Annotated in this window: 25 protein-coding genes; 16 read left to right on the forward strand and 9 right to left on the reverse strand. The window is 70.6% G+C overall.

Annotation, left to right across the window (positions count from 1 at the left end; translation table 11 throughout):
• Positions 1-382: 382 nt before the first annotated feature.
• Positions 383-1,246: an NmrA family NAD(P)-binding protein gene (locus tag RKD23_RS36800; RefSeq protein ID WP_424857690.1), complete on the reverse strand. Its 864-nt coding sequence runs from the start codon at positions 1,244-1,246 to the stop codon at positions 383-385.
• Between the two features lie 198 nt (positions 1,247-1,444).
• Here RKD23_RS36800 and RKD23_RS36805 point away from each other — a divergent pair, with 198 nt between their 5' ends.
• From RKD23_RS36805 to RKD23_RS36855, 11 genes are all read left to right on the forward strand, one after another.
• Positions 1,445-2,140: a TetR/AcrR family transcriptional regulator gene (locus RKD23_RS36805; RefSeq protein ID WP_424857691.1), complete on the forward strand. Its 696-nt coding sequence runs from the start codon at positions 1,445-1,447 to the stop codon at positions 2,138-2,140.
• Between the two features lie 188 nt (positions 2,141-2,328).
• Positions 2,329-3,993, forward strand: a complete 1,665-nt coding sequence (locus RKD23_RS36810; protein WP_424857692.1) for an FAD-dependent oxidoreductase — start codon at positions 2,329-2,331, stop codon at positions 3,991-3,993.
• 154 nt (positions 3,994-4,147) lie between these two features.
• A complete protein-coding gene (locus RKD23_RS36815) occupies positions 4,148-4,636 on the forward strand; it encodes a hypothetical protein (protein ID WP_424857693.1) in 489 nt (162 codons plus the stop codon).
• A 111-nt stretch (positions 4,637-4,747) separates the two neighbouring features.
• Positions 4,748-5,416, forward strand: coding sequence for a class F sortase (locus tag RKD23_RS36820; RefSeq protein ID WP_424857694.1), 669 nt, complete (start codon positions 4,748-4,750; stop codon positions 5,414-5,416).
• 145 nt (positions 5,417-5,561) lie between these two features.
• Entirely contained in the window at positions 5,562-6,734 is a 1,173-nt protein-coding gene (locus RKD23_RS36825) for a SchA/CurD-like domain-containing protein (protein WP_424857695.1), read from the forward strand.
• 140 nt (positions 6,735-6,874) lie between these two features.
• Positions 6,875-7,237, forward strand: coding sequence for a cupin domain-containing protein (locus RKD23_RS36830; protein ID WP_404045960.1), 363 nt, complete (start codon positions 6,875-6,877; stop codon positions 7,235-7,237).
• Positions 7,234-8,502, forward strand: a complete 1,269-nt coding sequence (locus tag RKD23_RS36835; protein ID WP_424857696.1) for a beta-ketoacyl-[acyl-carrier-protein] synthase family protein — start codon at positions 7,234-7,236, stop codon at positions 8,500-8,502. The genes RKD23_RS36830 and RKD23_RS36835 overlap by 4 nt, the downstream gene beginning before the upstream one ends.
• Entirely contained in the window at positions 8,499-9,734 is a 1,236-nt protein-coding gene (locus RKD23_RS36840; RefSeq protein ID WP_424857697.1) for a ketosynthase chain-length factor, read from the forward strand. Before RKD23_RS36835 ends, RKD23_RS36840 begins: the two co-directional genes overlap by 4 nt.
• Before the next feature lie 21 nt (positions 9,735-9,755).
• Positions 9,756-10,013, forward strand: a complete 258-nt coding sequence (locus RKD23_RS36845) for an acyl carrier protein (protein ID WP_404045322.1) — start codon at positions 9,756-9,758, stop codon at positions 10,011-10,013.
• 1 nt (position 10,014) lies between these two features.
• Entirely contained in the window at positions 10,015-10,494 is a 480-nt protein-coding gene (locus tag RKD23_RS36850; protein ID WP_424857698.1) for an SRPBCC family protein, read from the forward strand.
• 21 nt (positions 10,495-10,515) lie between these two features.
• Positions 10,516-10,848 (forward strand): TcmI family type II polyketide cyclase, encoded by a 333-nt coding sequence (locus tag RKD23_RS36855; RefSeq protein WP_404045318.1) that lies wholly within the window; start codon positions 10,516-10,518, stop codon positions 10,846-10,848.
• Positions 10,849-10,921: 73 nt separating this feature from the next.
• On the opposite strand, the gene RKD23_RS36860 is transcribed toward RKD23_RS36855, so the two are convergent.
• The 7 genes from RKD23_RS36860 to RKD23_RS36890 all read right to left on the reverse strand — a co-directional run bounded on the left by RKD23_RS36860 (position 10,922) and on the right by RKD23_RS36890 (position 16,699).
• Positions 10,922-11,986 carry a methyltransferase gene (locus RKD23_RS36860; RefSeq protein WP_424857699.1) on the reverse strand — a complete coding sequence of 355 codons (1,065 nt, stop codon included), beginning with the start codon at positions 11,984-11,986 and terminating at the stop codon, positions 10,922-10,924.
• A gap of 37 nt (positions 11,987-12,023) precedes the next feature.
• Positions 12,024-13,061: a right-handed parallel beta-helix repeat-containing protein gene (locus tag RKD23_RS36865; RefSeq protein WP_424857700.1), complete on the reverse strand. Its 1,038-nt coding sequence runs from the start codon at positions 13,059-13,061 to the stop codon at positions 12,024-12,026.
• Between the two features lie 85 nt (positions 13,062-13,146).
• A complete protein-coding gene (locus RKD23_RS36870) occupies positions 13,147-14,289 on the reverse strand; it encodes a PP2C family protein-serine/threonine phosphatase (RefSeq protein ID WP_424857701.1) in 1,143 nt (380 codons plus the stop codon).
• Between the two features lie 74 nt (positions 14,290-14,363).
• Positions 14,364-15,089, reverse strand: coding sequence for a metallophosphoesterase family protein (locus tag RKD23_RS36875; RefSeq protein WP_424857702.1), 726 nt, complete (start codon positions 15,087-15,089; stop codon positions 14,364-14,366).
• Positions 15,086-15,331 (reverse strand): hypothetical protein, encoded by a 246-nt coding sequence (locus tag RKD23_RS36880; protein WP_424857703.1) that lies wholly within the window; start codon positions 15,329-15,331, stop codon positions 15,086-15,088. Before RKD23_RS36880 ends, RKD23_RS36875 begins: the two co-directional genes overlap by 4 nt.
• A complete protein-coding gene (locus RKD23_RS36885; protein WP_424857704.1) occupies positions 15,328-16,023 on the reverse strand; it encodes a hypothetical protein in 696 nt (231 codons plus the stop codon). The genes RKD23_RS36880 and RKD23_RS36885 overlap by 4 nt, the downstream gene beginning before the upstream one ends.
• Before the next feature lie 127 nt (positions 16,024-16,150).
• A complete protein-coding gene (locus tag RKD23_RS36890; RefSeq protein WP_424857705.1) occupies positions 16,151-16,699 on the reverse strand; it encodes a putative immunity protein in 549 nt (182 codons plus the stop codon).
• A gap of 138 nt (positions 16,700-16,837) precedes the next feature.
• Here RKD23_RS36890 and RKD23_RS36895 point away from each other — a divergent pair, with 138 nt between their 5' ends.
• From RKD23_RS36895 to pntB, 3 genes are all read left to right on the forward strand, one after another.
• Positions 16,838-17,107 (forward strand): DUF1905 domain-containing protein, encoded by a 270-nt coding sequence (locus RKD23_RS36895; protein ID WP_424858422.1) that lies wholly within the window; start codon positions 16,838-16,840, stop codon positions 17,105-17,107.
• 229 nt (positions 17,108-17,336) lie between these two features.
• A complete protein-coding gene (locus RKD23_RS36900) occupies positions 17,337-18,893 on the forward strand; it encodes a Re/Si-specific NAD(P)(+) transhydrogenase subunit alpha (protein WP_424857706.1) in 1,557 nt (518 codons plus the stop codon).
• Between the two features lie 6 nt (positions 18,894-18,899).
• A complete protein-coding gene (pntB, locus tag RKD23_RS36905) occupies positions 18,900-20,366 on the forward strand; it encodes a Re/Si-specific NAD(P)(+) transhydrogenase subunit beta (RefSeq protein WP_424857707.1) in 1,467 nt (488 codons plus the stop codon).
• Between the two features lie 112 nt (positions 20,367-20,478).
• On the opposite strand, the gene RKD23_RS36910 is transcribed toward pntB, so the two are convergent.
• Positions 20,479-21,897: a VWA domain-containing protein gene (locus RKD23_RS36910; RefSeq protein WP_424857708.1), complete on the reverse strand. Its 1,419-nt coding sequence runs from the start codon at positions 21,895-21,897 to the stop codon at positions 20,479-20,481.
• Between the two features lie 81 nt (positions 21,898-21,978).
• Here RKD23_RS36910 and RKD23_RS36915 point away from each other — a divergent pair, with 81 nt between their 5' ends.
• Both RKD23_RS36915 and RKD23_RS36920 read left to right on the forward strand, forming a co-directional pair.
• Entirely contained in the window at positions 21,979-22,233 is a 255-nt protein-coding gene (locus RKD23_RS36915) for a hypothetical protein (RefSeq protein WP_424857709.1), read from the forward strand.
• A 195-nt stretch (positions 22,234-22,428) separates the two neighbouring features.
• A complete protein-coding gene (locus RKD23_RS36920; RefSeq protein ID WP_424857710.1) occupies positions 22,429-24,591 on the forward strand; it encodes a cellulase family glycosylhydrolase in 2,163 nt (720 codons plus the stop codon).
• Positions 24,592-24,593 lie beyond the last annotated feature (2 nt).

The following is a 24,593-nucleotide window of genomic DNA, read 5'->3' on the forward strand; positions in this document are numbered from 1 at the left end:
CCGAGACAGTGTTCCGCAAGCCCGTCCAGAACGGCTCCCGATATTCGGTGCCATGGTCCTCCTTGCCGTCGCCACCGCTCTCACCGCCGTGGCCGGTACCACCCTGTATCAGGCGCGCCAGGCCGACCTGGTGGCGGCCTCCGTGCAGCTCGCCCCAAGGGTCGAGGACGACGGGGCCGATTGCCCCGTACCCGGCACGGGCACGGCGCCCTCCAGGTCGCTTCTGCCCGACCCCTTCACCAAGCTGGACGGCACCCGGGTCACGAGCGTGGCCGACTGGCGGTGCCGACGGGCCGAGATCAGGCAAGGAGGGCACCGCCCGCGACAGCAAGCAGGGTGCCTTCTGCAGCATCTCGCTCGGCGGCTCCTTCAGCCGGCCGGCTCACCGGGAGCGTACGACGGCTTCCAGCACCTCGTGGACGGTCTTCGCGGGGCGCCCGATGATGGCTTCCAGTGCCGGGTCGGTGACGTTGAACTCGCCGCGGCGCGAGGCGGCGAACATCGTCAACGTGAACTCCGCGGCCGGGCGCGGCATGCCGGCGGCGACTGCTGCGGCCGTCCACTCGTCGTCGTCCATGACGACTCGGGTGACGGTCCGGCCGGTGATGCGGCTGATGATGTCCGCGACGTCGGCGAAGTCCAGCGTGCGGGGGGCTGTCAGCGGCGGCGTGATTCCCTCGAGTGCCCCGTCCTCGGTCAGAGCGACGGCCGCCGCTTCCGCCAGGTCCTCGTGGGCCGTCCAGGACACCAGGCCGTCCTGCGGCACGGCGAGCGTGCCCGACTCCAGCGCCGGGCCGAGGTAGTGGCTCAAGGCGGAGGCGTAGAAACCGTTGCGCAGAGCGGTGTAGGGGACGCCCTGCTGCTCGAGGTGCTCCTCGGTGGCCGCGTGGACCCGCTGCGGCGGGAAGAGCGACGTCGGAGAGGCGGCCTGGTGGCTGGTGTACACGATGCGTCGGGCACCCGCTTCCCGCGCTGCGTCGATGGCAGCGCTGTTGGCGGCCGACGCGCCGCCGCCCCGAATGGCGGCGGAGACCACCAGAACGCGCTCGGCACCCTCGAAGGCGTGCTTCAGGCTGCCGGGCTCGGTGAAGTCTCCCGCCCGGACGCGGACACCCCGCTCGGCGAGGTCGGCGGCGTTGCTCACGTCGCGCACGCTGACGCCGATCCTCTCGGCGGGTATCCGCTCCAGCAGGCGGTTGACGATCAGCCCACCCAGGCGGCCGGTGGCTCCCGTGACGATCAGCATGGTGACTCCCCATCGGCGGTGTGTTTCCAGTGGAACGGCAATCACGTTATCACTGATACTTCCAACGGGTGCGCTTCGATGCATGCGATCAAGAGACGGACGCGACTGGCCAGCACATTCCGGCAGGCCACGCAGCCGAAGGAGCAACGGAAACAGCGATAACATCAGCTGTCACGCCAGGGCGATACCATCGTCTCCATGGCACGGAACACGCAGCGGCGAGACAGCACCCGGGACCGCATCGTGAAGGTCGCGGCCGACCTGCTGCGCGACCAAGGGCCGGCCGCGGTGACGACACGCCGCGTGGCCCACGAGGCCGGGCTGCAGCCCCCTGCCCTCTACCGCCTCTTCCAGGACAAGGACGACCTGCTGGACGCCGCCGCGGAGTACGTCTTCGCCGAGCATGTCGCGAGCAAGCAGACCACCGCCCCCTCGGCCGACCCGGTGGAGGACCTTCGCGCCGGATGGAACACGCAGATCAGCTTCGGTCTGGCCAACCCGTACGTCTATGGCCTGTTGCTCGACCCGGCCCGCGCACGGGACACCCCGGCACAGGTCAAGGGCGTGAGCATCCTCGCCGAGCGGGTGCACAGGATCGCCGCCGCCGGGCGGCTGCGGGTGAGCGAGGAACGTGCCGTCAACCTCATCCGCTCCGCGGGGGTCGGAACCGTCCACACCCTGCTGACCCTGCCACCGGAGCAGAGCGACCCGCACCTGGCCGACGCCGCCTTCGACGCGGTCGCTCGCGCCATCCTCGTGGACGAGCCCGCTGTCCCCACCCGGGACCCGGCCGCCGTCGTCGCGGCCTTCCGCACCCTCCTGCCCGAACTGCCCGCCCTCAGCAAGGCCGAAGCCGCCCTCCTCGACGAGTGGCTGCGACGGGGCGAAGGCTGAGAGTACAGCGGGCCGGGGCGCAGGAGTTCATGGCAAGAACGGCGGCAAGCCGCGAGGCCGTGCCGCCGACACGGCGAATCAGACGGGTTAAGCGGGTGAAGCCGCCGCCCGAGCGGACGGTGCGGGGCATGGATGAGGTTCGGCCGTAAACGGCCGGAATCCGCAACTCGACGCGCTGGAGGCGAGCGATGACCCGACGAGCCCATCCAACCGACCATACGACCCATCAGGTCCCGGTACTCATCGTGGGCGGCTCTTTGGTCGGCCTGTCGACCTCACTGTTCCTGGGCCGCCTGGGAGTACGCCACATCTTGGTGGAGCGCCACGCCGCGACGTCCATCCACCCGCGTGGCCGCGGCAACAACGTCCGTACGATGGAGCTGTTCCGGGTGGCCGGCGTCGAGCAGGCGATCCGCGACGCCGCCGCCACCCTCGCCGACAACCACGGCATCCTGCAGACCCCCACCCTCGTCGGTGACGCGGGGGAGTGGCTGTTCAGGGAGATCGACCCCGGCGGCGGACTGGCCCGCTTCAGCCCCAGCTCCTGGTGCCTGTGCAGCCAGAACGACCTGGAACCGGTCCTCCTCGACCACGCCAATCGGCTGGGCGGCGACCTGCGCTACAACACCGAACTGCTGTCCTTCGACAGCGACCCCGACGGTGTCACGGCGTTGGTCAAGAGCCGGGAGACCGGCGAGCACACCACCATCCGCGCCGACTACCTGGTCGCGGCCGACGGCCCCCGCAGCCCCGTGCGCGAACAGCTCGGCATCGGGCAGAGCGGCCCCGGCGACCTGTTCCACAACATCAGCATCACCTTCCGCTCGCGCCGGCTCGCCGACGTCGTAGGGGATCGCCGCTTCATCGTCTGCTACCTCACCGGCGAGGACGCCGACGGCGCGCTGCTGCCGGTGGACAACCACGAGAACTGGGTCTTCCACGCCCCCTGGCATCCCGAACTGGGCGAAACGCTGGAGGAGTTCACCGACGAGCGGTGCATCGCGCACATCCGCCGCGCCGTCGGGGACCCGGACCTGGACGTCCAGATCACCGGCCGGGCGTCCTGGCACGCCGCTCAGCGTGTCGCCGAGAGCTACCGGTCGGGCCGCGTCCTGCTGGCAGGCGACTCGGCCCACGAGATGTCACCGACCGGCGCCTTCGGCTCCAACACCGGTATCCAGGACGCCCACAACCTCGCGTGGAAGCTGGCGGCGGTGCTGGGCGGCTGGGCCGGTGAGGAGCTGCTGGACAGCTACGACGCCGAGCGCCGCCCGGTCGCGGAGGCGACCAGCGCCCGGGCCGCCGCCCGTTCGGTCGAGCACAGCCACCCCGGCTTCGCCCCACCGCCCGGCGCAGGTGGCGGTGGCGGTGGACCGCAGCGCGGCATCCTCAACGTGGCCCTCGGCTACCGCTACCCGCAGGGCGCCGTCGTGGACGCCGATCCCGCGACCCCCGTCGTCCCGGAGAGCCTCGACCTGACCGGCCAACCCGGCAGCCGTGCCCCGCACTTGTGGCTGCGGCGCCGCGGGGAACGGGTCTCCACGCTCGACCTCTACGAGACCTCGCTCGTCCTGCTCAGCGACGCCGGCGACGGAAGCGGCTGGCACACGAGCGCCGTCCGCCTCGCCGACGAGATGTCCCTGCCGCTGATCTCCTACCGGGTCGGCACCGGGGACGACGCCGACCTGACGCCCGAGGGCGACGCCGACTGGGCGGCCTGCCACGGCATCGGGCCAGGTGGCGCGGTGCTCGTCCGCCCTGACGGGTTCGTCGCCTGGCGCTGCGCGGAGCCGGCCCCGGATGCGGCCTCCGCGCTGCGCGACGCCCTGACCAAGGTCTTGGCCAGGACCTGACGCCCGTACCCGGGTAGCCGACGGGGCGTCACCCAGGTGATCGCCTCGACTGGCGGGGACGGCGATACGGGCTGACGGTGGATCACGTCGAGGCGGGGTCCACCTCAGCTGATGCAGTGTCAGCCGCCCCCGCCTCTGGCGGAAAGGAAGTCAGATGCGTTCTGCACGCACCCTGCTGGTCACCGCGGCGGCCTCGGCCGTCCTCGCACTCGGCGCGCCCGCCTACGCGGCCGGGAGTGACCACGACGACACCTCGTACAGCAAGGAGCAGGGCAAGGAGTACGGCGAGGAGCAGGGCAAGGAGCACGGCAAGGACTGGCAGGACTCGCCGCACGGCGGCATGCACACCGGTGGCGGCGCGCTGGCCGCGGTGAAGCCCGCCCAGGACGGCCGAGAGAAGGACAGCTCCTGGAGCGGCAAGCAGGAGGAGAGCGGGAGCGCCAACCAGGAGGAGGGCTGGAGCGGCAAGCAGGACGAGAACTCCTGGAGCGGTGACCACGAGAAGCCCCGCGGCGGCATGCACACCGGAGGCGGCGCGCTGGCCGACCCGACAGTGACCGCGGGCGGCCTGGCCGTGGTCGCCCTCGCCGGCGCCGGTCTGTACGCGGCGCGGCGGAGGAAGCCGGCCGGAAGCGTGGCCTGACCATGCCGGATGCGATAGGTCGCGGCCGCCGCGCGTGTGCCGCGCGCGTGGCGGCCCGGCGCCCCCGCTGGTCCTCTGCTCCGCTGCCTGCCCAGGTGAGGTGGTATCCCGATGGCAGTTCCTCCCTCTCCCCCCACCGACGGCGACACGCCTCCGGCCGAGCCGGGAGGGCGTACCCAGGCCTGGGTGATGTCGGCCGTGGCCTGCACGGTGCTGGCCATGAGCCTGATGGGCGGCAACGACGAGCCGTCCGACAACGCCGGCCCGCCGCCCTCCACCCGGTCGGCCGTGTCGGCTCCCCCCGCGGGGCAGCCCGCCTCGAAGCATCTGCCCCGGTCCAGGCCGCTGCGCCTGCTCATCCCGAAGATCTCGGTCGACGCACCCTTCACCGACCTGTCCATCGGCCCCTCGGGGCAGCTGGAGCCGCCGCCCGCCGGTGACACCAACCTGGTCGGCTGGCACGCCGAGGGTGCCTCACCCGGGGAAACGGGCACCGCGATCATCGCCGGGCATGTCGACACCACGACCTCCGCGGCCGTGTTCGTGCGCCTCGGAGAGCTCGAGAAGGGCGACATCTTCCACGTGGACCGGGCCGACGGGCGCAGGGCGACCTTCGAGGTCGACGACGTGGAGACCTTCGACAAGGACGACTTCCCCGACGAGCGGGTCTACGGCGACAGCGCCCAGGCGGAGGTGCGGCTCATCACCTGTGCGGGTGATTACGACCGCAGCGTCAGGGACTACACCGACAACCTGGTGGTCTTCGCCCACCTGAGGTGACTGTTCCGCCGTCAGGTACCTGCGCCTCACCCGCCCAGTGCCCCCAAGTCGCGCTCTCCTGGGGCCGGGCACAGGATCGAGAAACGCTGTCGTCGCATTTCCGCGGCGGCGTTCGCCTGTGCCCCCGCGAAGGAGATGTACCCGGATGACCACTACGTCCGAACGTGCTGTCGCATCACGGATGCGACAGATGTCGCAGCGGATCTCCCAGTCCGTGTTCGACGGCTCGCGACTCCGTGTCGTGCTGCTGGTCGACGTCCACGAAGGAGCTCAGCAGCAGTTCCTGGAGGCGTACGAGCAGCTGTGCAACCAGGTCGCCTCCGTTCCCGGACATGTCAGCGACCAGCTGTGCCAGTCCATCGAGAACCCCTCCCAATGGCTCATCACCAGCGAATGGGAGAGTGCCCCGCCGTTCCTCACCTGGGTCAACAGCGAGGAGCACGTACGGATGGTGCAGCCTCTGCACAGCTGCGTCCGTGACACCAGGTCGCTTCGCTTCCACGTCGTCCGCGAGACCGGCGGACCGGCGGCGGAGGCGGCCTCCGGCGCCCGCCGGCTCCAGACGGCTCCCCGGATCGGTGACGGCGTGATCCGCCACGCGCTCACCTTCACCGTCAAGCCGGGCAGCGAGGAGACCGTCGCGAAGATCCTCGCCGACTACGCCTCGCCCGAGCCGCGGGTCGACGACACCACCCGGCTGTGCCGCACCTCCCTGTTCATGCACGGCAACCGGGTCGTGCGGGCCATCGAGGTACGGGGCGACCTGCTCGCCGCGCTGCGCCATGTGGCCCGGCAGCCCGAGGTACGGGCCGTCGAGGAGGCCATCAACCCGTATCTGGAGCAGGACCGGGACCTCGACGACCAGGAGTCCGCGCGGGTCTTCTTCACCCGGGCGGCCCTGCCCGCCGTACATCATGTGACGGCCGGCCAGGAGGGCGCGGACACCGAACGGGTGGCGCTGTACTACCCGGCCCTGGAGGGCCGCGGAATGCGGCTCGCCGAGCTGCTCGCCCAGCAGGACGCGGCGGCGGACGGCCCGGACAACCCCGTGCTGCGCAGCACGATCTTCCAGCGCGACGACGTCGTGGTCCGGCTGATCGACCTGCGCGCCGGACTCGGCGCCGACCCCGCCCGGATGCTCGGTCTCGGGGACCACACCCGGACGGCCGAACTGCTCGAACTTCTCGACACCGACGCGCTCGGCGCGGACGCCTCCTCCCTCAAGAAGCGCTCCGCACTCCAGGAAGGCGACTTCGCCCGCCTGCTCACCCTCACCCGCATGGACCTCATCACCGACCGCCGCGCGCCCGCGGCCTGATGCACCGATGCCAGGGCCGCGGCGACCGGCCCGAGTCGCCCGCACATGATCGGAGGAACGTCGTGATCAAACCCACTGTCAGGCTCGTGGACATCAGCGACATCGAGCCCAACACCCGGCGCGGCGGTGATCTGCGCGCCATGCTCACCCCGGCCACCGTCGGCTCCACCAGCGGCTTCATGGGTGTGGCCACCGTGGCGCCCGGCGACCGCATCGGAGAGCACTACCACCCGTACTCCGAGGAGTTCATCTACGTCGTGTGCGGGCAGCTGGAGGTGGACCTGGACGGCGAACCCCACCCGCTGCGGCCCGAGCAGGCGCTGATGATCCCCGCCTATGTGCGGCACCGTTTCCGCAACGTCGGCAACGTCGAGGCCCGCATCGTCTTCCATCTGGGCCCGCTGGCTCCCGAGCCGCCGCTCGGCCACGTCGACACCGAGGACAACGACGCCGTCGTGGTCGCCGCGGACCTGGCTGCCGGCCGACGAGAAGTGCATCCATGACCAGGCGCGTCGCGGTCACCGGCATAGGCGTCGTCGCCCCGGGCGGCATCGGTGCACCGGCGTTCTGGCAGCTCCTCGCGGACGGGCGTACGGCGACGCGGGGCATCACCTTCTTCGACCCGGCCGGCCTGCGGTCGCGGATCGCCGCCGAGTGCGACTTCGACCCGGAGGCCCACGGGCTCGAACCGGAACAGATCGCACGCTGCGACCGGTACATCCAGTTCGCGCTGGTGGCCGGCGAGGAAGCGGTCCGTGACTCCGGCCTCGACCTCGCACGGGAGAACCCCTGGCGGATCGGGGTCAGCCTGGGCACCGCCGTCGGCGGCACCACCCGGCTGGAGCACGACTACGTCCTGGTCAGCCACCGCGGTGAGCGCTGGGACGTGGACCCCGCGAAGTCGGAGCCGCATCTGCACCGGGCGTTCACCCCGAGCACGCTCGCCGCCACGGTGGCCGAACGTTTCGAGGCACGCGGGCCGGTGCAGACCGTCTCCACCGGCTGCACCTCCGGGCTCGACGCCGTCGGATACGCCTTCCACACGATCGAGGAGGGCCGGGCCGATGTCTGCATAGCGGGAGCGTCGGACTCGCCGATCTCACCGATCACCATGGCCTGCTTCGACGCGATCAAGGCCACGTCCCCGAACAACGACGACCCCGCTCACGCCTCGCGTCCCTTCGACGCCGACCGCGACGGGTTCGTCATGGGCGAGGGCGGCGCGGTGCTCGTCCTGGAGGAACTCGAACACGCACGGGCCCGCGGGGCGCATGTGTACTGCGAGCTCACCGGGTACGCCACGTTCGGCAACGCCTACCACATGACGGGGCTGACCCGGGAGGGCCTGGAGATGGCCCGGGCGATCGAGTACGCCCTGGACCACGCCCGGCTCGACCCCACCGCGATCGGCTACGTCAACGCCCACGGCTCGGGCACCCAGCAGAACGACCGGCACGAAACCGCCGCCGTGAAACGGGCGTTGGGCGAGCACGCCTACGCCACGCCGATGAGTTCCATCAAATCCATGGTGGGCCACTCCCTCGGCGCGATCGGGTCGATCGAGCTGGTGGCCTGTGTGCTGGCCCTGGCCCACCAAGTCGTACCGCCCACCGCGAACTACGAGACCCCGGACCCCGAGTGCGACCTGGACTACGTCCCGCGGGAAGCCCGCGAGCGGAAGCTGAGCAGCGTGCTCTCCGTGGGCAGCGGGTTCGGCGGGTTCCAGTCCGCGGTGGTTCTGACCCGGGGGAGGGAGGGAGCACCATGAGCGCACCGCAACCCCGGCGCGCGGTCGTCACCGGCATCGGTGCGGTCGCGCCCAACGGAACGGACACCGAGACGTTCTGGAAGGCCACCAAGGAAGGCATCAGCGCCTTGGGCCCGGTCACCCGCGAGGGATGCGAGCACCTGCCGCTGCGGGTGGCCGGACAGGTCCCGGATTTCGACGCGGCGGCGGCGATCGAGGAGCGGTTCCTCGTCCAGACCGACCGGTTCACGCACTTCGCGATGGCCGCGGCGGACCTCGCCCTCGAGGACGCCCGTCTCGGCCGCAGCGACAGCGAGGCCGCGCCGTACTCGGTGGGCGTGGTCACCGCGGCCGCGTCCGGCGGCGGCGAGTTCGGCCAGCGAGAGCTCCAGCAGCTGTGGAGCAAGGGCAGCCGCTTCGTCGGGCCGTACCAGTCCATCGCCTGGTTCTACGCCGCCAGCACCGGCCAGATCTCCATCCGCCGCGGCTTCAAGGGGCCGTGCGGGGTGGTGGCCTCCGACGAGGCCGGTGGCCTGGACGCCCTCGCCCACGCGGCGCGGGAGGTGCGGCGCGGCACGGACGTGGTGGTGGCCGGTTCGACCGAGGCGCCGCTCGCCCCGTACTCGATGGTCTGCCAGCTCGGTTACCAGGAGCTGAGCACCGTCGAGGACCCCCAGCGGGCCTACCGTCCCTTCACCTCTGCCGCCTGCGGGTTCGTGCCCGCGGAGGGCGGCGCCATGCTGGTCGTCGAGGACGAGAGCACCGCGCGCGAGCGAGGTGTCCCGGTCCGGGCCGTCGTCGCCGGACACGCGGCCACCTTCACCGGCGCCTCCCACTGGGAGGCCTCGCGCGAGGGGCTGGCCCAGGCCATCCGGGTGGCACTGGAGGAGGCGGACTGCGCGCCCGAGGAGGTCGACGTGGTCTTCGCGGACGCCCTGGGCGTGCCCGAGGCGGACCGGGCCGAGGCACTGGCGATCGCCGACGCCCTCGGCGCGCACGGCACCCGCGTGCCCGTCACCGCACCCAAGACCGGCATCGGCCGCGGCTACGGTGCCGCGCCCGTGCTGGACACCGCGGCCGCGGTCCTCGCCATGGAGGAGGGCCTGATCCCGCCCACACCCCATGTCTTCGACATCTGCCACGACCTCGACCTCGTGACCGGCCGGGCGCGCCCCGCCGAGCTGGGCACCGCGCTGGTCCTCAGCCGCGGACTCATGGGGTCGAACTCGGCGCTGCTGCTGCGGCGCCGCTGACACAGCAAAGGAGAGAAACCTATGAGTGACCGCATCACCGTCGAAGAGCTGGCCGAGCTGATGAAGAAGGCCGCCGGCGTCACCGTGCCCTCGGAGGAACTCCAGCAGAGCCTCGACACCGGCTTCGACACCTTCGGCGTCGACTCGCTCGGCCTGCTGGGCATCGTAGGGGAGCTGGAGAACCGCTACGGGGCGCCCATGCCGCCGGACGCGGAGCGCTCCAAGACGCCCCGGCAGTTCCTGGACCAGGTCAACAGCGCACTTCCGGCAGGAGCCTGACATGGCTGGACACACCCAGAACGAGATCACCATCGCCGCACCCGTCGACCTGGTGTGGGACATGACCAACGACCTGGAGAGCTGGCCGCAGCTGTTCAGCGAGTACGCCTCCCTGGAGATCCTCTCCCGGGAGGGGAACCGGACCCGGTTCCGGCTGACCATGCACCCCGACGACAACGGCACCGTGTGGAGCTGGGTCTCCGAACGGGAGACCGACCGCGCCAACCTCACGGTCGACGCCCACCGGGTCGAGACCGGTCCCTTCGCGTACATGAACATCCGGTGGACGTACGAGAAGACGCCGCAAGGCACCCGGATGGTGTGGACGCAGGACTTCGAGATGAAGCCGGACGCACCGGTCGACGACGACTGGATGACGGACAACATCAACCGCAACTCCAAGGTGCAGATGGCCCTCATCCGGGACCGCGTGGAGAAGGCGGCCGCCGAGCAGGGCGCCGCCCCGGGCCTGACCGACTGAGCCGTACGGAGGACAGCCCCCATGCACCAAGCCCTGATCGTGGCCCGGATGACCCCGGGCTCGGCCCCCGACATCGCGAAGATCTTCGCGGAGTCCGACCGCGGGGAGCTGCCGCACCTCGTGGGCGTCTCCCGGCGCAGCCTCTTCCAGTTCGGTGACGTGTACCTGCACCTCATCGAATCGGAGCAGGACCCCGGCCCCGCCATCGCCAAGGTGACCGGGCATCCGGAGTTCCGGCTCGTCAGCGAGCAGCTCTCGGCGTACGTCAGCGCGTACGACCCCGAGACCTGGCGCTCCCCGAAGGACGCCATGGCACAGCGCTTCTATCTCTGGGAGCGCGACCCGGCACGCTGAGCGTGCCGAAACCCCACCGGCCGCCGGGCCCGCGCACTGCGGGCCCGGCGGCCGGGGTCATGGCGGGGACTGCTCAGCCGGGGACGTGGCAGTCGAAGGCGTGCAGGTAGGGGTTGACCGGCCGGACGTCGTCGACGACCAGCCCGGCGGCGGACAGCCGGCTGAGCATGCTCGCCGTGGTGTGCTTCGCCCCGCCGACGTTGAGGAGCAGCAGCAGGTCCATCGCCGTGCTGAACCGCATCGAGGGGCTGTCGTCGACGAGGTTCTCGATCACCACGACCCGCGTTCCCGGGCCGCCCGCGGCGATGACGTTGGCCAGCGTCCTGGCCGTGCTGTCGTCGTCCCACTCCAGGATGTTCTTGATGACGTAGACGTCGGCCTCGACGGGGACGGCCGTACGCACGTCGCCCGGGACGATGCGGACCCGGTGGGCGAGGTCGCCTCCCTCGACCAGCCGGGGGAGGGCGTTGTCGACCACGCGGGGCAGGTCGAGCAGGGCGCCGCGCATCGTCGGGTACTTGTCCAGCAGGCTCGCCACCACATGCCCCTGGCCACCGCCGATGTCGGCGACCGAGGTGCTGCCCGACAGGTCGAGCAGCGCCGCGACCTCGCGCGCCGACTGCTCGCTGGAGGTCGTCATCGCCCGGTTGAAGACCGCGGCCGACTCCGGGGCGTCCTCGTTGAGGTAGGTGAAGAACTCCTTGCCGTACAGGCCCTCCACGACGTTGTGGCCGGTGCGCACCGCCTCGTCGAGCTGGGGCCAGGCGTCCCAGGTCCACGGTTCGGTGCACCACAGGGCGATGTCGCGCAGGCTGTGCGGATCGTCCTCGCGCAGCAGCCGGGACATCTCGGTGTGGGTGAACGTCCCGTCCGGCGTTTCCGCGAACACGCCGTAGCAGGACAGCGCCCGCAACAGCCTGAGCAGCGGCCGGGGTTCGGTCTTCACCGCGGCGGCGAGCTCGTCCACCGCCATGGGTTCGTCACCGAGTGCGTCGGCGACTCCCAGCCTCGCGGAGGCGCGCAGGGCGGCGGCACACGCCGCGCCGAACACCAACTCCCTCAGCCGCATGGGCGGCGGCGGGGCGGCCTCAGCGATCCGAGCGGGCTGAGCGGGCTGAGCGGTCTGGGCGTTCGTCATGTGCCGCCCTCCTTCCTCTTCCGGGTCCGGGCGGTGGTCAGCACAGGCCCGCGGGCTTCGACGCCGCACACCGGTTGCCTTCGAAGGTGTTGCTCTTCGCGGTGTCCGTGTTGACGAGGTCCGCCGGGGAGTTGCCGCTCAGCACGTTGTCGCTGACCTGGGTCCGTTCGTTGGCGGAGCCCACGAAGCTCTTGAACAGGACGATGCCGCCCGACATGGACGACTTCCCGGCGTTGTCCCGGACCAGGTTCCGCGTCACCAGGGTGTCCTCGGCGCCGGTCACGACGATGCCCGAGCCCTGCAGGGCCTCCAGCCGGGCGGTCTTCGGGCACGACTTGTTGTTGGCCACGACACGGTTGCCGCGCACGGTCAGGGCCCCGGTCCTCGGCTTGTTCTCGTCCCCGACGACGAACACGCCCGCGCAGTTGCCGGTGATGTCGTTGCCCGCGACGGTGAGGTTGCGCAGCCGCCGGACGGTGACACCGATCCGGTTGCCCTCCATGCGGTTGTGGGCGACCAGCGTGCCCTGCGTGTCCGCGGCGCCCTCCTCGGTCTTGACGGTGTTGGCGAGGAACAGCCCCGCGTCGCCGTTGTTCCGTACGGTGTTGTCGCGGAACTCGCCGCGGACCGAGCGCTCCTGGGCGATGCCCCACACGCCGTTGTCGGCCGCGGTCACCTTCCGCACGGTCAGCCGGTCGGTCGCCAGGGCGAACACGCCCGAGCCGGTGAAGCCGGTGACGGTGAGGGAGGCGACGGTGACGTCCTCGACGTCCTGGTCCTTGGCGCCCATCACACAGATGCCGTTGCCGGCCGCGGCGCAGCTGTTGGCGGTTGCCTTCTCGGTGGCGGGCCTGATCACGGTGGACCGTCCCAGGCCGCGCAGCGTCAGCCCGGGGGTGCTCACCTTGACGCTCTCGTGGTAGGTCCCGGCCGTCAGCTGGACGGTGTCCCCGGGTGCGGCGGCGTCCACCGCCTGCTGGATCGACTGGCCCGGCAGGACGATGTGCACCCTGTGCTGCGCGGCCGGTGCGGCGGCACCGAGTCCCGACCCGATGAGTGCTGCTGTACACGCCATATAGGCGATAGGGAGTTTCCTCATATTTGCGACAGTATGGGGATGAAGAGGACGCGGCGGGTCGTATAGGCCATCCGGCGGCGCGTCACGGATGTCCGGGGGACCCCAGGGGCGGCCGGGGCAGGCGCTCGATCGCCACCATGGCGGCGTCGTCGCCCAGATGACCGCCGGCGTGGCGGATCAGATCCTGGCGCAGGCGGGCCAGGAGGGTGCCGGGCCCCTTGTCGGCCATGCCGGCCACCCGCTGGGCGAGAGGGTAGAAGGTGCCGTCCCGGTCGCGGGCCTCGATCACCCCGTCCGTGTAGAGAAGGGCGATGTCCCCCTGCTCGAAGGCGAACGCCGCCACGGAGAACTCCGTCCCCGCGAATCCGCCGAGCCCCAGAGGCGGTGCCGGGTGGCGCGTCTCCAGTGGGACGACCCGGCCGTGACGCAGCAGCAGGGGCGGGGGGTGGCCGCAGTTGATCAGCCGAAGGATCGGCTCGTCGTCCGGTACGTCCAGCACGGCGGCGGTGATGAACCCCTCGCCGCGGTCATCGGCCGCGACGGTGGAGGCCGCGGGGTCGTCCAGGTCCGAGGAGACCGTCCCTTCCAGGAAGGCGACCAGCGAGGGCAGGTCGGCCTGCCGGTGCGCCGCACCCCGGAACGCGCCGAGCAGGAGCGCGGCGTCCCCGACCGCCTCCAGGCCCTTGCCCCTGACGTCCCCGATGACGAGCCGGGTGCCCTGCTCCGTCCGGGCGGCGGCGTACAGGTCCCCGCCGATCTGCGCCTCGGACTCGGCGGCCAGATAGGCCGAGGCGATGCGCAACGGGCCGATCCGCGCAGGGATCGGCCTGAGCACCACCTCCTGCGCCGCCGTCGCCACCGTGCGCAGCCGGGTCACCTCCCGCTCATGCCGTTCACGGCGGGCGGCGAACGAGGTCACGAACGCCGACATCAGGATGAGAGTGATCAGCTGGAAGGTGTGGTTCAGATCGGCCAGATTGGTGCGTACGGCCGCCACCACGGACTGGGCCAGGACGGCGAGCGCACCGACGCACCCGGTCGCGCGAGGGCCGGCGAACGAGGCCGTGACAGCGGGCGCGGCGACCAGGAACGGTCCGAGATGGACATCGGGCGGAGCCAGGACGTCGATCACGGTCACCAGCACGATCAGGACGATCGGTACCGCGAGCAGCGCATGACGTGGCTCCCGCGACACAAGCAGATCGTGGAGGCGTCCCGGAACCATATGTCCTGGATACACCCCCCGGTGTCCCGCTGCCTCACGCGACGGCCACCCGCCCCGCCGGACCGCTCGCACCCTCAGCGGGCATGCACGTGGTACACGTGGAAGGCCCGCCCGATCACCGGCTGGGCCACGTTGCGCACCCGCACTCCGCTGCTGGTCATGCCGTGCTCCGTGCCGGCGTGGGCGTGGCCGTGCACCGCCAGATCGGCGCCCGCCGTGTCGATGGCCTCGGCCAGGAGATAGCTGCCGAGGAACGGATAGATCTCCAGCGGCTCACCCGCCAGCGTGTCGGGTACGGGGGAGAAGTGGGTCAGCGCGACCCGCGCGTCGCACTCCCGCTCACCGAGCTCCTCCAGGGCCGTACGCAGACCGTCGGCGCTGCGACGCGTGTAGCGGACGAACTCCTTCATCAAAGGCTCGCCGAATTCCCCCGCGTTGCGGCCGGCGAAACCACCGCAGAAGCCCTTGGTGCCGGCCACGCCGATGCGGCCGCGCTCGCACTCGACCACGGTCGCGGTCCCCTCCAGGACCCGCGCGCCGCCCTCCTCGAGGATCGCCGTGACCTCCTCCGGCTGTTCGTCGTGGTGATCGTGGTTGCCCAGGACAGCCACCACCGGCACCCCCAGGTCCTTGATCTCCCGCGCCACCACCCGGGCCTCCTCGGGCGTGCCGTGCCGGGTCAGGTCACCCGCCAGCAGCAGTACGTCGGCGCAGTCGGGCAAGGTCTCGAAGGCGGGCCGCAGCACGCCCTGGCTGTCGGCGCCCATGTGGATGTCTCCGACGGCTGCGACACGGATCACGGCAGCTCCTCGGCCTCGTCGGGAGTCGATGTTCCGGCGACCACCAGGTCGCAGCGCACGGTCAGACCCGTCAGCGCCTCGCCCACGATCCGCTCGACCTCGTCGCAGGCATGCGCCGACGGCACGGTCCCGGTCACCACCACCGAGTCCCCGTGCACCGTGACACGCACCCCGAGCTCGGCCAGCGGCCCGCCCGCGAGGCGCTCGCGCAGATGAGCGACGCGGTAGTCGAGGTTGTTCATGGACGTTCCCTCCACGGTGGGATCACGCTCAGACGTTCGAGAAGGAAGAGGAACGCGGCCGGCATCGGCTCCTCGCCGCACTCGCGTCGCACCTGCTCCCAGTCGACCTTCTCCCGCAGCGCCCGGGCGACGGGCAGGACCGCCCCGAAGTCGCAGTAGTGCTCCGAGAACGCGGACAGCAGGCTCGCCACCAGGTCCGTCGCGGACAGCACCGGCATCCGCACGGAATCCACCGGCAGCTCCACGGCCCGGTCGAGCATCTCCGTGGTGACCGGCCGGTGCGCCAGCCGGAGAATGATGTCCACGGGCTGCCCGAAGCACTCGGTCTTCAGCAGCCAGTCCTCCGGGGGCGTCCGTACCTTCAGCCCGCTTCCCCGCAGCGTGTCCGCCACCGCCTCCGCGTCCTCGGCGCGCACACAGAAGTCCGTGTCGTGCTGGAACCCGGCCCCAGCCCCATGGGCGTACGCCGCGACACTGCCGGCCAGCGCGAACCGGTGCCCCTGCTGTTTCAGCAGGGTCCCCACCTGCTTCGTCGCCTCGAGGATCGCCTGCGTACGGTCACGCGGCAGCTCCCCGCCCACCGGCGCCTCCGCCACCTCGACCTCCTCGGGCTCGTCCGTCGCCGTCGCCAGCCGAAGCTCGGCGGCACCCGCCCGCCGGGCGGATGCCGGATCGTCAGCCCGCTGCGTCATGATCACTCTCCTCGGCAGGGCGGGACCTGCCGCGCAGATGCCGGATACGGATGGATGACGTGATCCAAGTACCCGGGCCGCACTCTTCGACACAGGCGGCGTCACGGGACATCTGTCTTGTCATGCCTCACTCGGTGACGGCGAGTGAACGGAGATCGGCGTCCAGCATGCGGATCAATTCACCGACCCGTCCGCCGCCGCTTGGCGCCGCCGGGAAGCGTCTGAGCACATCGACGACGACCGGTGTCGCATGGTGCACCATGTGCTCAAGTCTCTCGGCCCCCACGCTTGGATCGTCGCCGGCCACGAGTTCGGCCGCTCTGGCCGCGTAAGCAGCGGCTCCGAGGATGTGCTTGACCTGGGTGGCCTTGGCCAGCGGATGCAGATAGGCGGCGCCTGCCGCGGACATCGCCGCCCACGCCGCCTCTCGGGCAGCCGCAGTGTCGGCAGCTTTGGCCGCCTTCAGGGCCGCCGACGCCGTGTCGCGCAGAGACTTCCCGCGTTCGCCGCCCCGGGCGAACTCCCACGCGGCACCGATGGCGTCCCGAGGCCGCGCGTCGTCCGGCTGATCGGCCTCGAATATCCCGAGCACCGCCTCCGCACAGGCCGCGGCGAACGCGGCGACCTCACGAAGATCCTGCTTGCTCAGAACGATCTCGTCGGCGTCCGCAGTCATGGTTTCCATCATCCAACGACTGCGCCCGAGTCAGCGATGAGTTTTCCGGTCGTTCTCCGTCTTACCGGGGGGAACGGAAGTAGGCGCAGGCCTGGGATTCCGGCCTGGTCGAGAACTCCTGAAGAGGCGGTATCCATGATGGACAAGCAGTTCACGGCGACCTTGCAGAAGAGCCCGAACAAAGGTGGCTGGACCTACCTCGTATGGCCCGAGTCGGTCGAATTCTTCGGCACCCGCGGGCTGGTGAAGGTGCGGGGCACGATCGACGGTCATCCGTTCCAGAGTTCGTTCATGGCCCTGGGGGACGGTACGCACAAGCTGCCCGTCAAGGCGGAAGTGCGCAAGGCGATCGGCAAGGAGGAAGGGGACACCGTCACTGTCCGTCTGGAGGAGCGGCTGGAGGCCTGATGCCCCACCGGGCGACACCCGCCCGGAATTGACGGCATGTTTCTGTGGGGCGCTCCCGCACTCTCCGCCGACTTCGTCCCGTAGCGCAAGGTGAAGCACGTCACCGTGCGTTCACGTTGGCCCGTACCCCTTTGGCGGGTAGGTTCCAGCGATCACGGGACAGGACGTCGTACCTTCCTCAGGCGCAGATTCCCCTTCCGCACCCTCTTCTGACGAGAGATAACAGGACATGTCTGCTGAAGAACCCTCACACCACCCTCCCCGGCGCATCGGCGTAGTGGCCGAGTCCGTCTCCGGGGAGACGCGCGTCGCGGCGACCCCCGCGACGGTACGACTGCTGCTGGGCCTCGGCTACGAGGTCGTGGTCGAGTCCGAGGCCGGAGAGGCCTCCGGTTTCGGCGACCAGGCGTACGCCGCTGTCGGCGCGGGGATCGGCGAAGCCTGGGACGCGGATGTCGTCCTCAAGGTGAACGCCCCCTCCGACGCGGAGATCCGCCGGCTGCGCAAGGGCGCGACCCTGGTCGCCCTGCTGGCCCCGGCGCAGAAGCCCGAACTGCTCCAGGCGCTCGCCGACGCCGAGGTGACCGCCCTGGCGCTGGACGCCGTACCGCGCATCTCGCGGGCCCAGTCGATGGACGTACTGTCCTCGATGGCGAACATCGCCGGCTACCGCGCGGTGATCGAGGCCGCGCACGTCTTCGGACGGTTCTTCACCGGCCAGGTCACCGCGGCGGGCAAGGTGCCGCCCGCGAAGGTGCTCGTGGCCGGCGCGGGCGTGGCCGGGCTCGCGGCGATCGGCGCCGCTTCCAGCCTGGGGGCGATCGTCCGCGCCACCGACCCGCGGCCGGAGGTCGCGGACCAGGTGAAGTCGCTGGGCGGCGAGTACCTGCCGGTGAACGTCGTCCAGGAAGCGAGCACCGACGGCTACGCCAAGGCGACCTCCGCCGACTACGACCGGGCCGCCGCCGAGCTCTACCACGAGCAGGCCGAGGACGTGGACATCGTGATCACCACGGCGCTGATCCCGGGCCGGCCGGCGCCGCGCCTGCTGACGGCCGAGGACGTGGCCGTCATGAAGCCGGGCAGCGTCATCGTCGACATGGCCGCCGCGATGGGCGGCAACGTCGAGGGCACCGTGGCGGGACGGACGGTCGTGACCGACAACGGCGTCACGATCATCGGCTACACCGACCTGGCCTCCCGGCTCCCGGCCCAGGCCTCGCAACTGTTCGGCACCAACCTGGTGAACCTGCTGAAGCTGCTCACTCCCGACAAGGACGGGCAGCTGACGATCGACTTCGACGACGTCGTTCAGCGTGCGGTGACCGTCGTGCGCGACGGTGACGTCACCTGGCCGCCCCCGCCCGTCGCCGTCTCGGCCGCGCCCGCCGCGCAGCCCGCGGCCGCGCCGGAAGCCCCCGAGCCGCAGCAGCCGAAGCTGACGCCGGCGCGGCGCTTCGGCCTGATCGGGCTCGGGATGCTCGCCATGTTCCTGCTGGTGGCCTTCGCCCCCGCCCAACTCGCGGGCAACTTCACCGTGTTCGCGCTGGCGGTGGTGATCGGCTACTACGTCATCGGCAAGGTGCACCACGCGCTGCACACCCCGCTGATGTCGGTGACCAACGCGATCTCCGGAATCGTCGTGATCGGCGCCCTGCTGCAGATCGGGCACGTGAACTGGATCGTCACCACGCTGTCCTTCGTGGCGATCCTGCTGACGAGCGTGAACATCTTCGGAGGCTTCGCCGTCACCCGCCGCATGCTGTCCATGTTCTCGAAAGGCTGAGCCGAGATGACGTCCCTGACGGCTTCCCACGCCGCCGACCTGGTCGCCGCCCTGTTGTTCATCCTCAGCCTGGCGGGCCTGTCCCAGCACCGCACCTCCCGCGCCGGCGTCGTCTACGGCATCGCCGGCATGGCCCTCGCCCTGGTCGCCACCGTGGTCGTGGCGGCGCAGAGCATCACCGCCGGAGCGGTCGCGCTGATCGTGCTGGCGACGGCGCTCGGCGCGGCGATGGGGCTGTGGCGGGCGCGCCGCGTCGAGATGACGCAGATGCCCGAGCTGATCGCGGTGCTGCACAGCTTCGTCGGCCTCGCCGCGGTGCTGGTGGGCTGGAACAGCTACCTGGAGGTCGAGGCCCACGGCACGGCGCAGACCGAGGTCGGCGCCGACCTGCTGGGCATCCACCACGCCGAGGTGTTCATCGGGATCTTCATCGGCGCGGTGACGTTCACCGGCTCGATCGTCGCGTTCCTGAAGCTCTCGGCGCGCATCAAGTCCCGCCCGTTGACGCTGCCGGGCAAGAACGCGCTGAACGTCGGCGCGCTCGCGGCGTTCGTGGGGCTGACCGTATGGTTCACGATCAGCCCCAACCTGCCCCTGATGATTGCGGTGACCGTACTGGCGCTGGCGCTCGGCTGGCACCTGGTCGCCTCGATCGGCGGCGGCGACATGCCGGTCGTCGTCTCCATGCTGAACAGCTACTCGGGCTGGGCGGCCGCCGCGGCGGGCTTCCTGCTCGACAACAACCTGCTCATCGTCACCGGCGCGCTCGTGGGCTCCTCCGGCGCCTATCTGTCGTACATCATGTGCAAGGCGATGAACCGGTCCTTCCTCTCCGTCATCGCGGGCGGCTTCGGCATCGAGGCGCCGTCCGGCGCCGCGGAGGAGCAGGGCGAGCACCGCGAGGTGCGGGCCTCGGAAGCGGCCGAGCTGCTGGCTCAGGCCCGCTCGGTGGTCATCACCCCCGGCTACGGCATGGCCGTCGCCCAGGCCCAGCACCCCGTCGCGGAGCTCACGCGGCGGCTGCGCGAGCAGGGCGTCGAGGTCCGCTTCGGCGTCCATCCCGTCGCAGGGCGCCTGCCCGGGCACATGAACGTGCTGCTGGCCGAGGCGAAAGTGCCCTACGACATCGTCCTGGAGATGGACGAGATCAACGACGACCTCGCCGACACCTCGGTCGTGCTGGTCATCGGCGCGAACGACACCGTCAACCCGGCCGCGACCGACGACCCGGCCAGCCCCATCGCCGGCATGCCGGTGCTGCGGGTCTGGGAGGCCGAGCAGGTCATCGTCTTCAAGCGCTCCATGGCCTCCGGCTACGCGGGCGTGCAGAACCCGCTCTTCTTCCGCGAGAACACCAGCATGCTCTTCGGAGACGCCAAGCAGAGCGTGGAGGACATCCTTCAGGCACTCGGCACCGACGGCCGACGCGACGCGGCCCCGGCCGCACGCCAGGCGACGCAAGTCAGCCACTGAGAGGGCTCGACAGGGCTCTGACGGCAGCCGTCGTCCACCCGGCATTCCGCATGGCCGGGTGGACGGCGGCCACATGCTCCAGCCTGTCTCGGCGTATCGATCGCAGATCGGTTCAGAGGATTCCGGCCCGGCCTGCGGCGGTGATCCAGGACGGGAACTCCGACAGCAGACGGTCGTAGAGCTCCTGGTCCGGGACGGTGCTGATGTCGTCGACGGCGAAGAAGCCCACGTTGTCGACGCGTCGGCCGGGCAGGGTGTCGAACCGTTCCAGGACGCCGTAGTCGGAGCGGCCCAGGCCGACGAACTGCCAGAAGACCGGCTCCTCGACCGCCTCGCGCAGTTCCTTCTCGATCGCCGCGTTGCGGTAGACGCCGCCGTCGGAGAAGAACAGCACGAGGGTGGGCACGGGCGCGGGGTTCTGCCGCACATACGCTCTGACCTCGGCGATCACCTTCTGCTCCTCGTTCTGGATGCCGACCGACCGCATGTCGACCTGCCCCGCCTCCAGTCCCTTGCGGGGCTTCTTCCCGCGCCGGAACAGGCTGATCTCTCCCACCCGCACATGCAGCCGCAGCCACTCGGGGAGTTCGCCCAGCCGGAGGTCCGGCAGGCGGGCCGGGTTGCTGGCGAAGGTCCAGGCCTGCATCTCGCCGTCGTCGTCGAGCTGCGCCGCGACCGCCGCCATGCGCTCCACGACGTCCGCCACCACCCCGCCGGAGTACAGGAACGACATCGAGCCGGAGGCGTCCAGCACCAGGATCACCCGTGCGGTGACCCCGGTCGCGCCGTGCTTGCTGAGACTGACCGCGACCTGCTCCTTGCGCAGCGACAGCCGCTTGCGCATGTCCACGGGCAGCCGCTCCTCGCCCTTGGTGAGGCGGGGGCCGGACGCCGGAGCCGGGGGCGTCGACGGGGGAGACGGAGGCCGAACCGCCGCCGGTGACGGGGGAGACGGTGGCTGAACCGCCGCCGGTGCGGGGGTGACCGCGTCGGCCGGTTCCTCGTCGACGGTGATGCCGTAGTCGGTGGCCAGTCCCGCGAGCCCGGAGGCGTAGCCCTGGCCGACGGCGCGGAACTTCCAGCGTCCCTCCCGCCGGTAGAGCTCGCCGCCGATGAAGGCGGTCTCCGTGCCGGCCGTCATCTCGAACCGGGCCACCTCGTCCTGGCCCGACGCGTCGAGAAGCCTCAGAGTCAGGCCGGTCACCTGGCCGAACGTGCCGCCGTCGGCCGACGCGCACAGCACCACGCGCGCGATGCCGCTCTCCAGCGAGCCCAGGTTCACCTCGATCGCGTCGGTCATGACACCCCCGGCAGCCCGCTTGCCGGTGTGGGTCACGGCACCGGAGGCATGCCGGGGCTGGTTGTAGAACACGAAGTCACCGTCGTCCCGGACCCGTCCGGCCTCCGTCAGCAACAGGGCCGACGCGTCGACGTCCGGCCCGCCACCGCCCTCGGCCCAGCTGAGTTCCACGCGGACGACGGACGGGGTGACCGGCAGATTGGCACCCTTGCTCATGGATCGCGCTGTCATGGGGCCAGTCTGCCGAGTCGGCGGTGGGCGGACATCCCCTAATGCTGTGTCTGAAAGGGCTACGTAGGCAGTCATGTGCGGGTGTCGCCCGAAGCGGCCGTGCGGGCGCTCGCGCGCCGCGTGCTGGCCGGCAGGCTGACGCCGCGAGAGCTTGCCTTGCGTATCCACCGGCGGTCCGGCCACCAACTGCCCCTGGCCGAGCGTCTTGCCGAACTTGACGACGAGTACGACATCGTCGAGTACGGCAACCGGACGTTGGCTCATCTCGATGCCGAGGTCACGGCCGAAGCCCGGCGTCTGGCGTACGACTTGATCGGCCACAACCGGCCTTCGTAGCTGGCGAGCAGGCGCGTATCGGCCCAACGTCACTGAGTCGCGTCCCAGTTGGCCCAGCGCCCCTCTCCCGGCTTGGTGTTTTTGTCGAGACGGTTGACAGCTCAAGAGGCGCCTGGCTTCATGACAACGCGCGATGGGAGCGCTCCCATTTCTGTACGTCTTCTCGTTCCGGCCACATCAGCAGAAGGGCACACAGTGGGACAGCCATCAGCACGGAGCGGGCCGCGCGGTCCGCTCCGGCGACTCAGCACGCTGCTCGCCGCGGTACTGGCCGCGGGGGCGTTGACGACGACCGGTTCCGCGGCCGGGGCCGCCGAGCGGCCGTCGGACGGACGCGCCGGGGAAGTCGCTACCGCGGCGGCCACCGCCGCTGCCGCCCCCGGCGACGACTGGTTGCACACCGAAGGCAACAAGATCGTCGACGCGAACGGCCACGAGGTCTGGCTGACGGGAGCCAACTGGTTCGGCTTCAACGCCACCGAGCGCGTCTTCCACGGCCTGTGGTCGGCGAACATCACCGAGGTCACCAAGTCGATGGCCGACCGGGGCATCAACCTCGTCCGCGTGCCCATCTCCACCCAACTTCTCCTGGAGTGGAAGAACGGCCAGGCCACGGTCCCGAGCGGCGTCAACGCGTACGCCAACCCCGAGCTCGCGGGCAAGACATCACTGGAGGTCTTCGACACCTGGCTCGCCCTCTGCAAGCAGTACGGCATCAAGGTCATGCTCGACGTGCACAGCGCCGAGGCCGACAACGCAGGCCATGTGCACCCCGTGTGGTGGAAGGGCACCGTCACGGTCGAGAACTTCTACACGGCCTGGGAGTGGGTGACCGCGCGGTACCGCAACGACGACACGGTCATCGCGATGGACATCAAGAACGAGCCGCACGGCACCGCCAACAGCAGTCCGCGGGCCAAGTGGGACGGCTCCACGGACCAGGACAACTTCAAGTACGCCTGTGAGACGGCCGGCAAACGCATCCTCGCGGTCAACCCGAACCTGCTGGTGCTGTGCGAGGGCATCGAGGTCTACCCCAAGGCGGGCGTGAGCTGGTCGTCCACCACGCCGACCGACTACCACTCGACCTGGTGGGGCGGAAACCTGCGCGGCGTCCGCGACCACCCCGTCGACCTCGGGTCGCAGAACGACCAGTTGGTGTACTCACCGCACGACTACGGACCGCTGGTGTTCCAGCAGCCCTGGTTCACCGGCGACTGGAACCGCACCACCCTCGAACGCGATGTCTGGGACCCCAACTGGCTCTACCTGCACAAGGAGAACAAGGCGCCGCTGCTCATCGGTGAATGGGGCGGCTTCCTCGACGACGGCCCGAACCAGAAGTGGATGACCGCCCTGCGCGACCTCATCGTCGAGCGCCGGATCCACCAGACCTTCTGGTGCCTCAACCCGAACTCCGGTGACACCGGCGGGCTGTTGCTGAACGACTGGAAGAGCTGGGACGAGGCGAAGTACGCCCTGCTCAAGCCGGCCCTGTGGCAGTACCGGGGCAAGTTCGTCAGCCTCGACCACCAGGTCCCGCTGGGCGGCGCCTCGAGCACGACGGGCATCAGCGTGAGCGACGTCCAGGGCGGCGGCCCCACGGACCCGACGGACACCCAGGCACCGACGGCCCCCACCGGCCTGACCAGCACCGCCACGACGTCGAACAGCGTGTCCCTGTCGTGGACGCCGTCGACCGACAACGTCCGCGTCACCGGCTACGACGTCTACCGGGGCACGGTCAAGGTGAACGCCGCGCCGGTGACCGGCACGACGTACCAGGACACCGGACTCTCGCCGTCCACGTCGTACGGCTACACCGTGCGGGCGCGAGACGCGGCGGGCAACGTCTCCGCGCCCTCCGCCGCGCTGACCGTGACCACCACCTCGGCCGACACCCCGACCGGGGCGGTGAAGGTGCGGTACAAGAACAACGACGCCTCGGCGACGGACAACTCGATCCGGCCCTCGCTCCAACTGCTCAACACCGGCAGCTCCGCCGTCGACCTCGGCACCGTCTCGCTGCGCTACTACTTCACGCGCGACGGCGCCTCCTCCGTGAGTGCCTGGTGCGACTACGCCGCCGTGACGTGCGCACAGGTGAAGCTGCGTGTCGTCCCGCTGACCACGCCCGTCCAGGGCGCGGACGCCTACCTGGAGGTCACCTTCGCGGGCGGCTCACTCGCCGCGGGCAGGGACAGCGGTGACATCCAGCTGAGAATGAGCAAGGCGGACTGGTCCAGCTTCGACGAGACGAACGACTACAGCCGTACGACGGCCACCGCGTACGCCGACGCCCCCGCTGTCACCGCCTACACCGGCACCGCCCTGGCCTGGGGCGCTCCACCGGCCTGAGC

It is taken from the genome of Streptomyces sp. SAI-170 (assembly GCF_049739565.1).
Classification (GTDB): Bacteria; Actinomycetota; Actinomycetes; order Streptomycetales; family Streptomycetaceae; genus Streptomyces.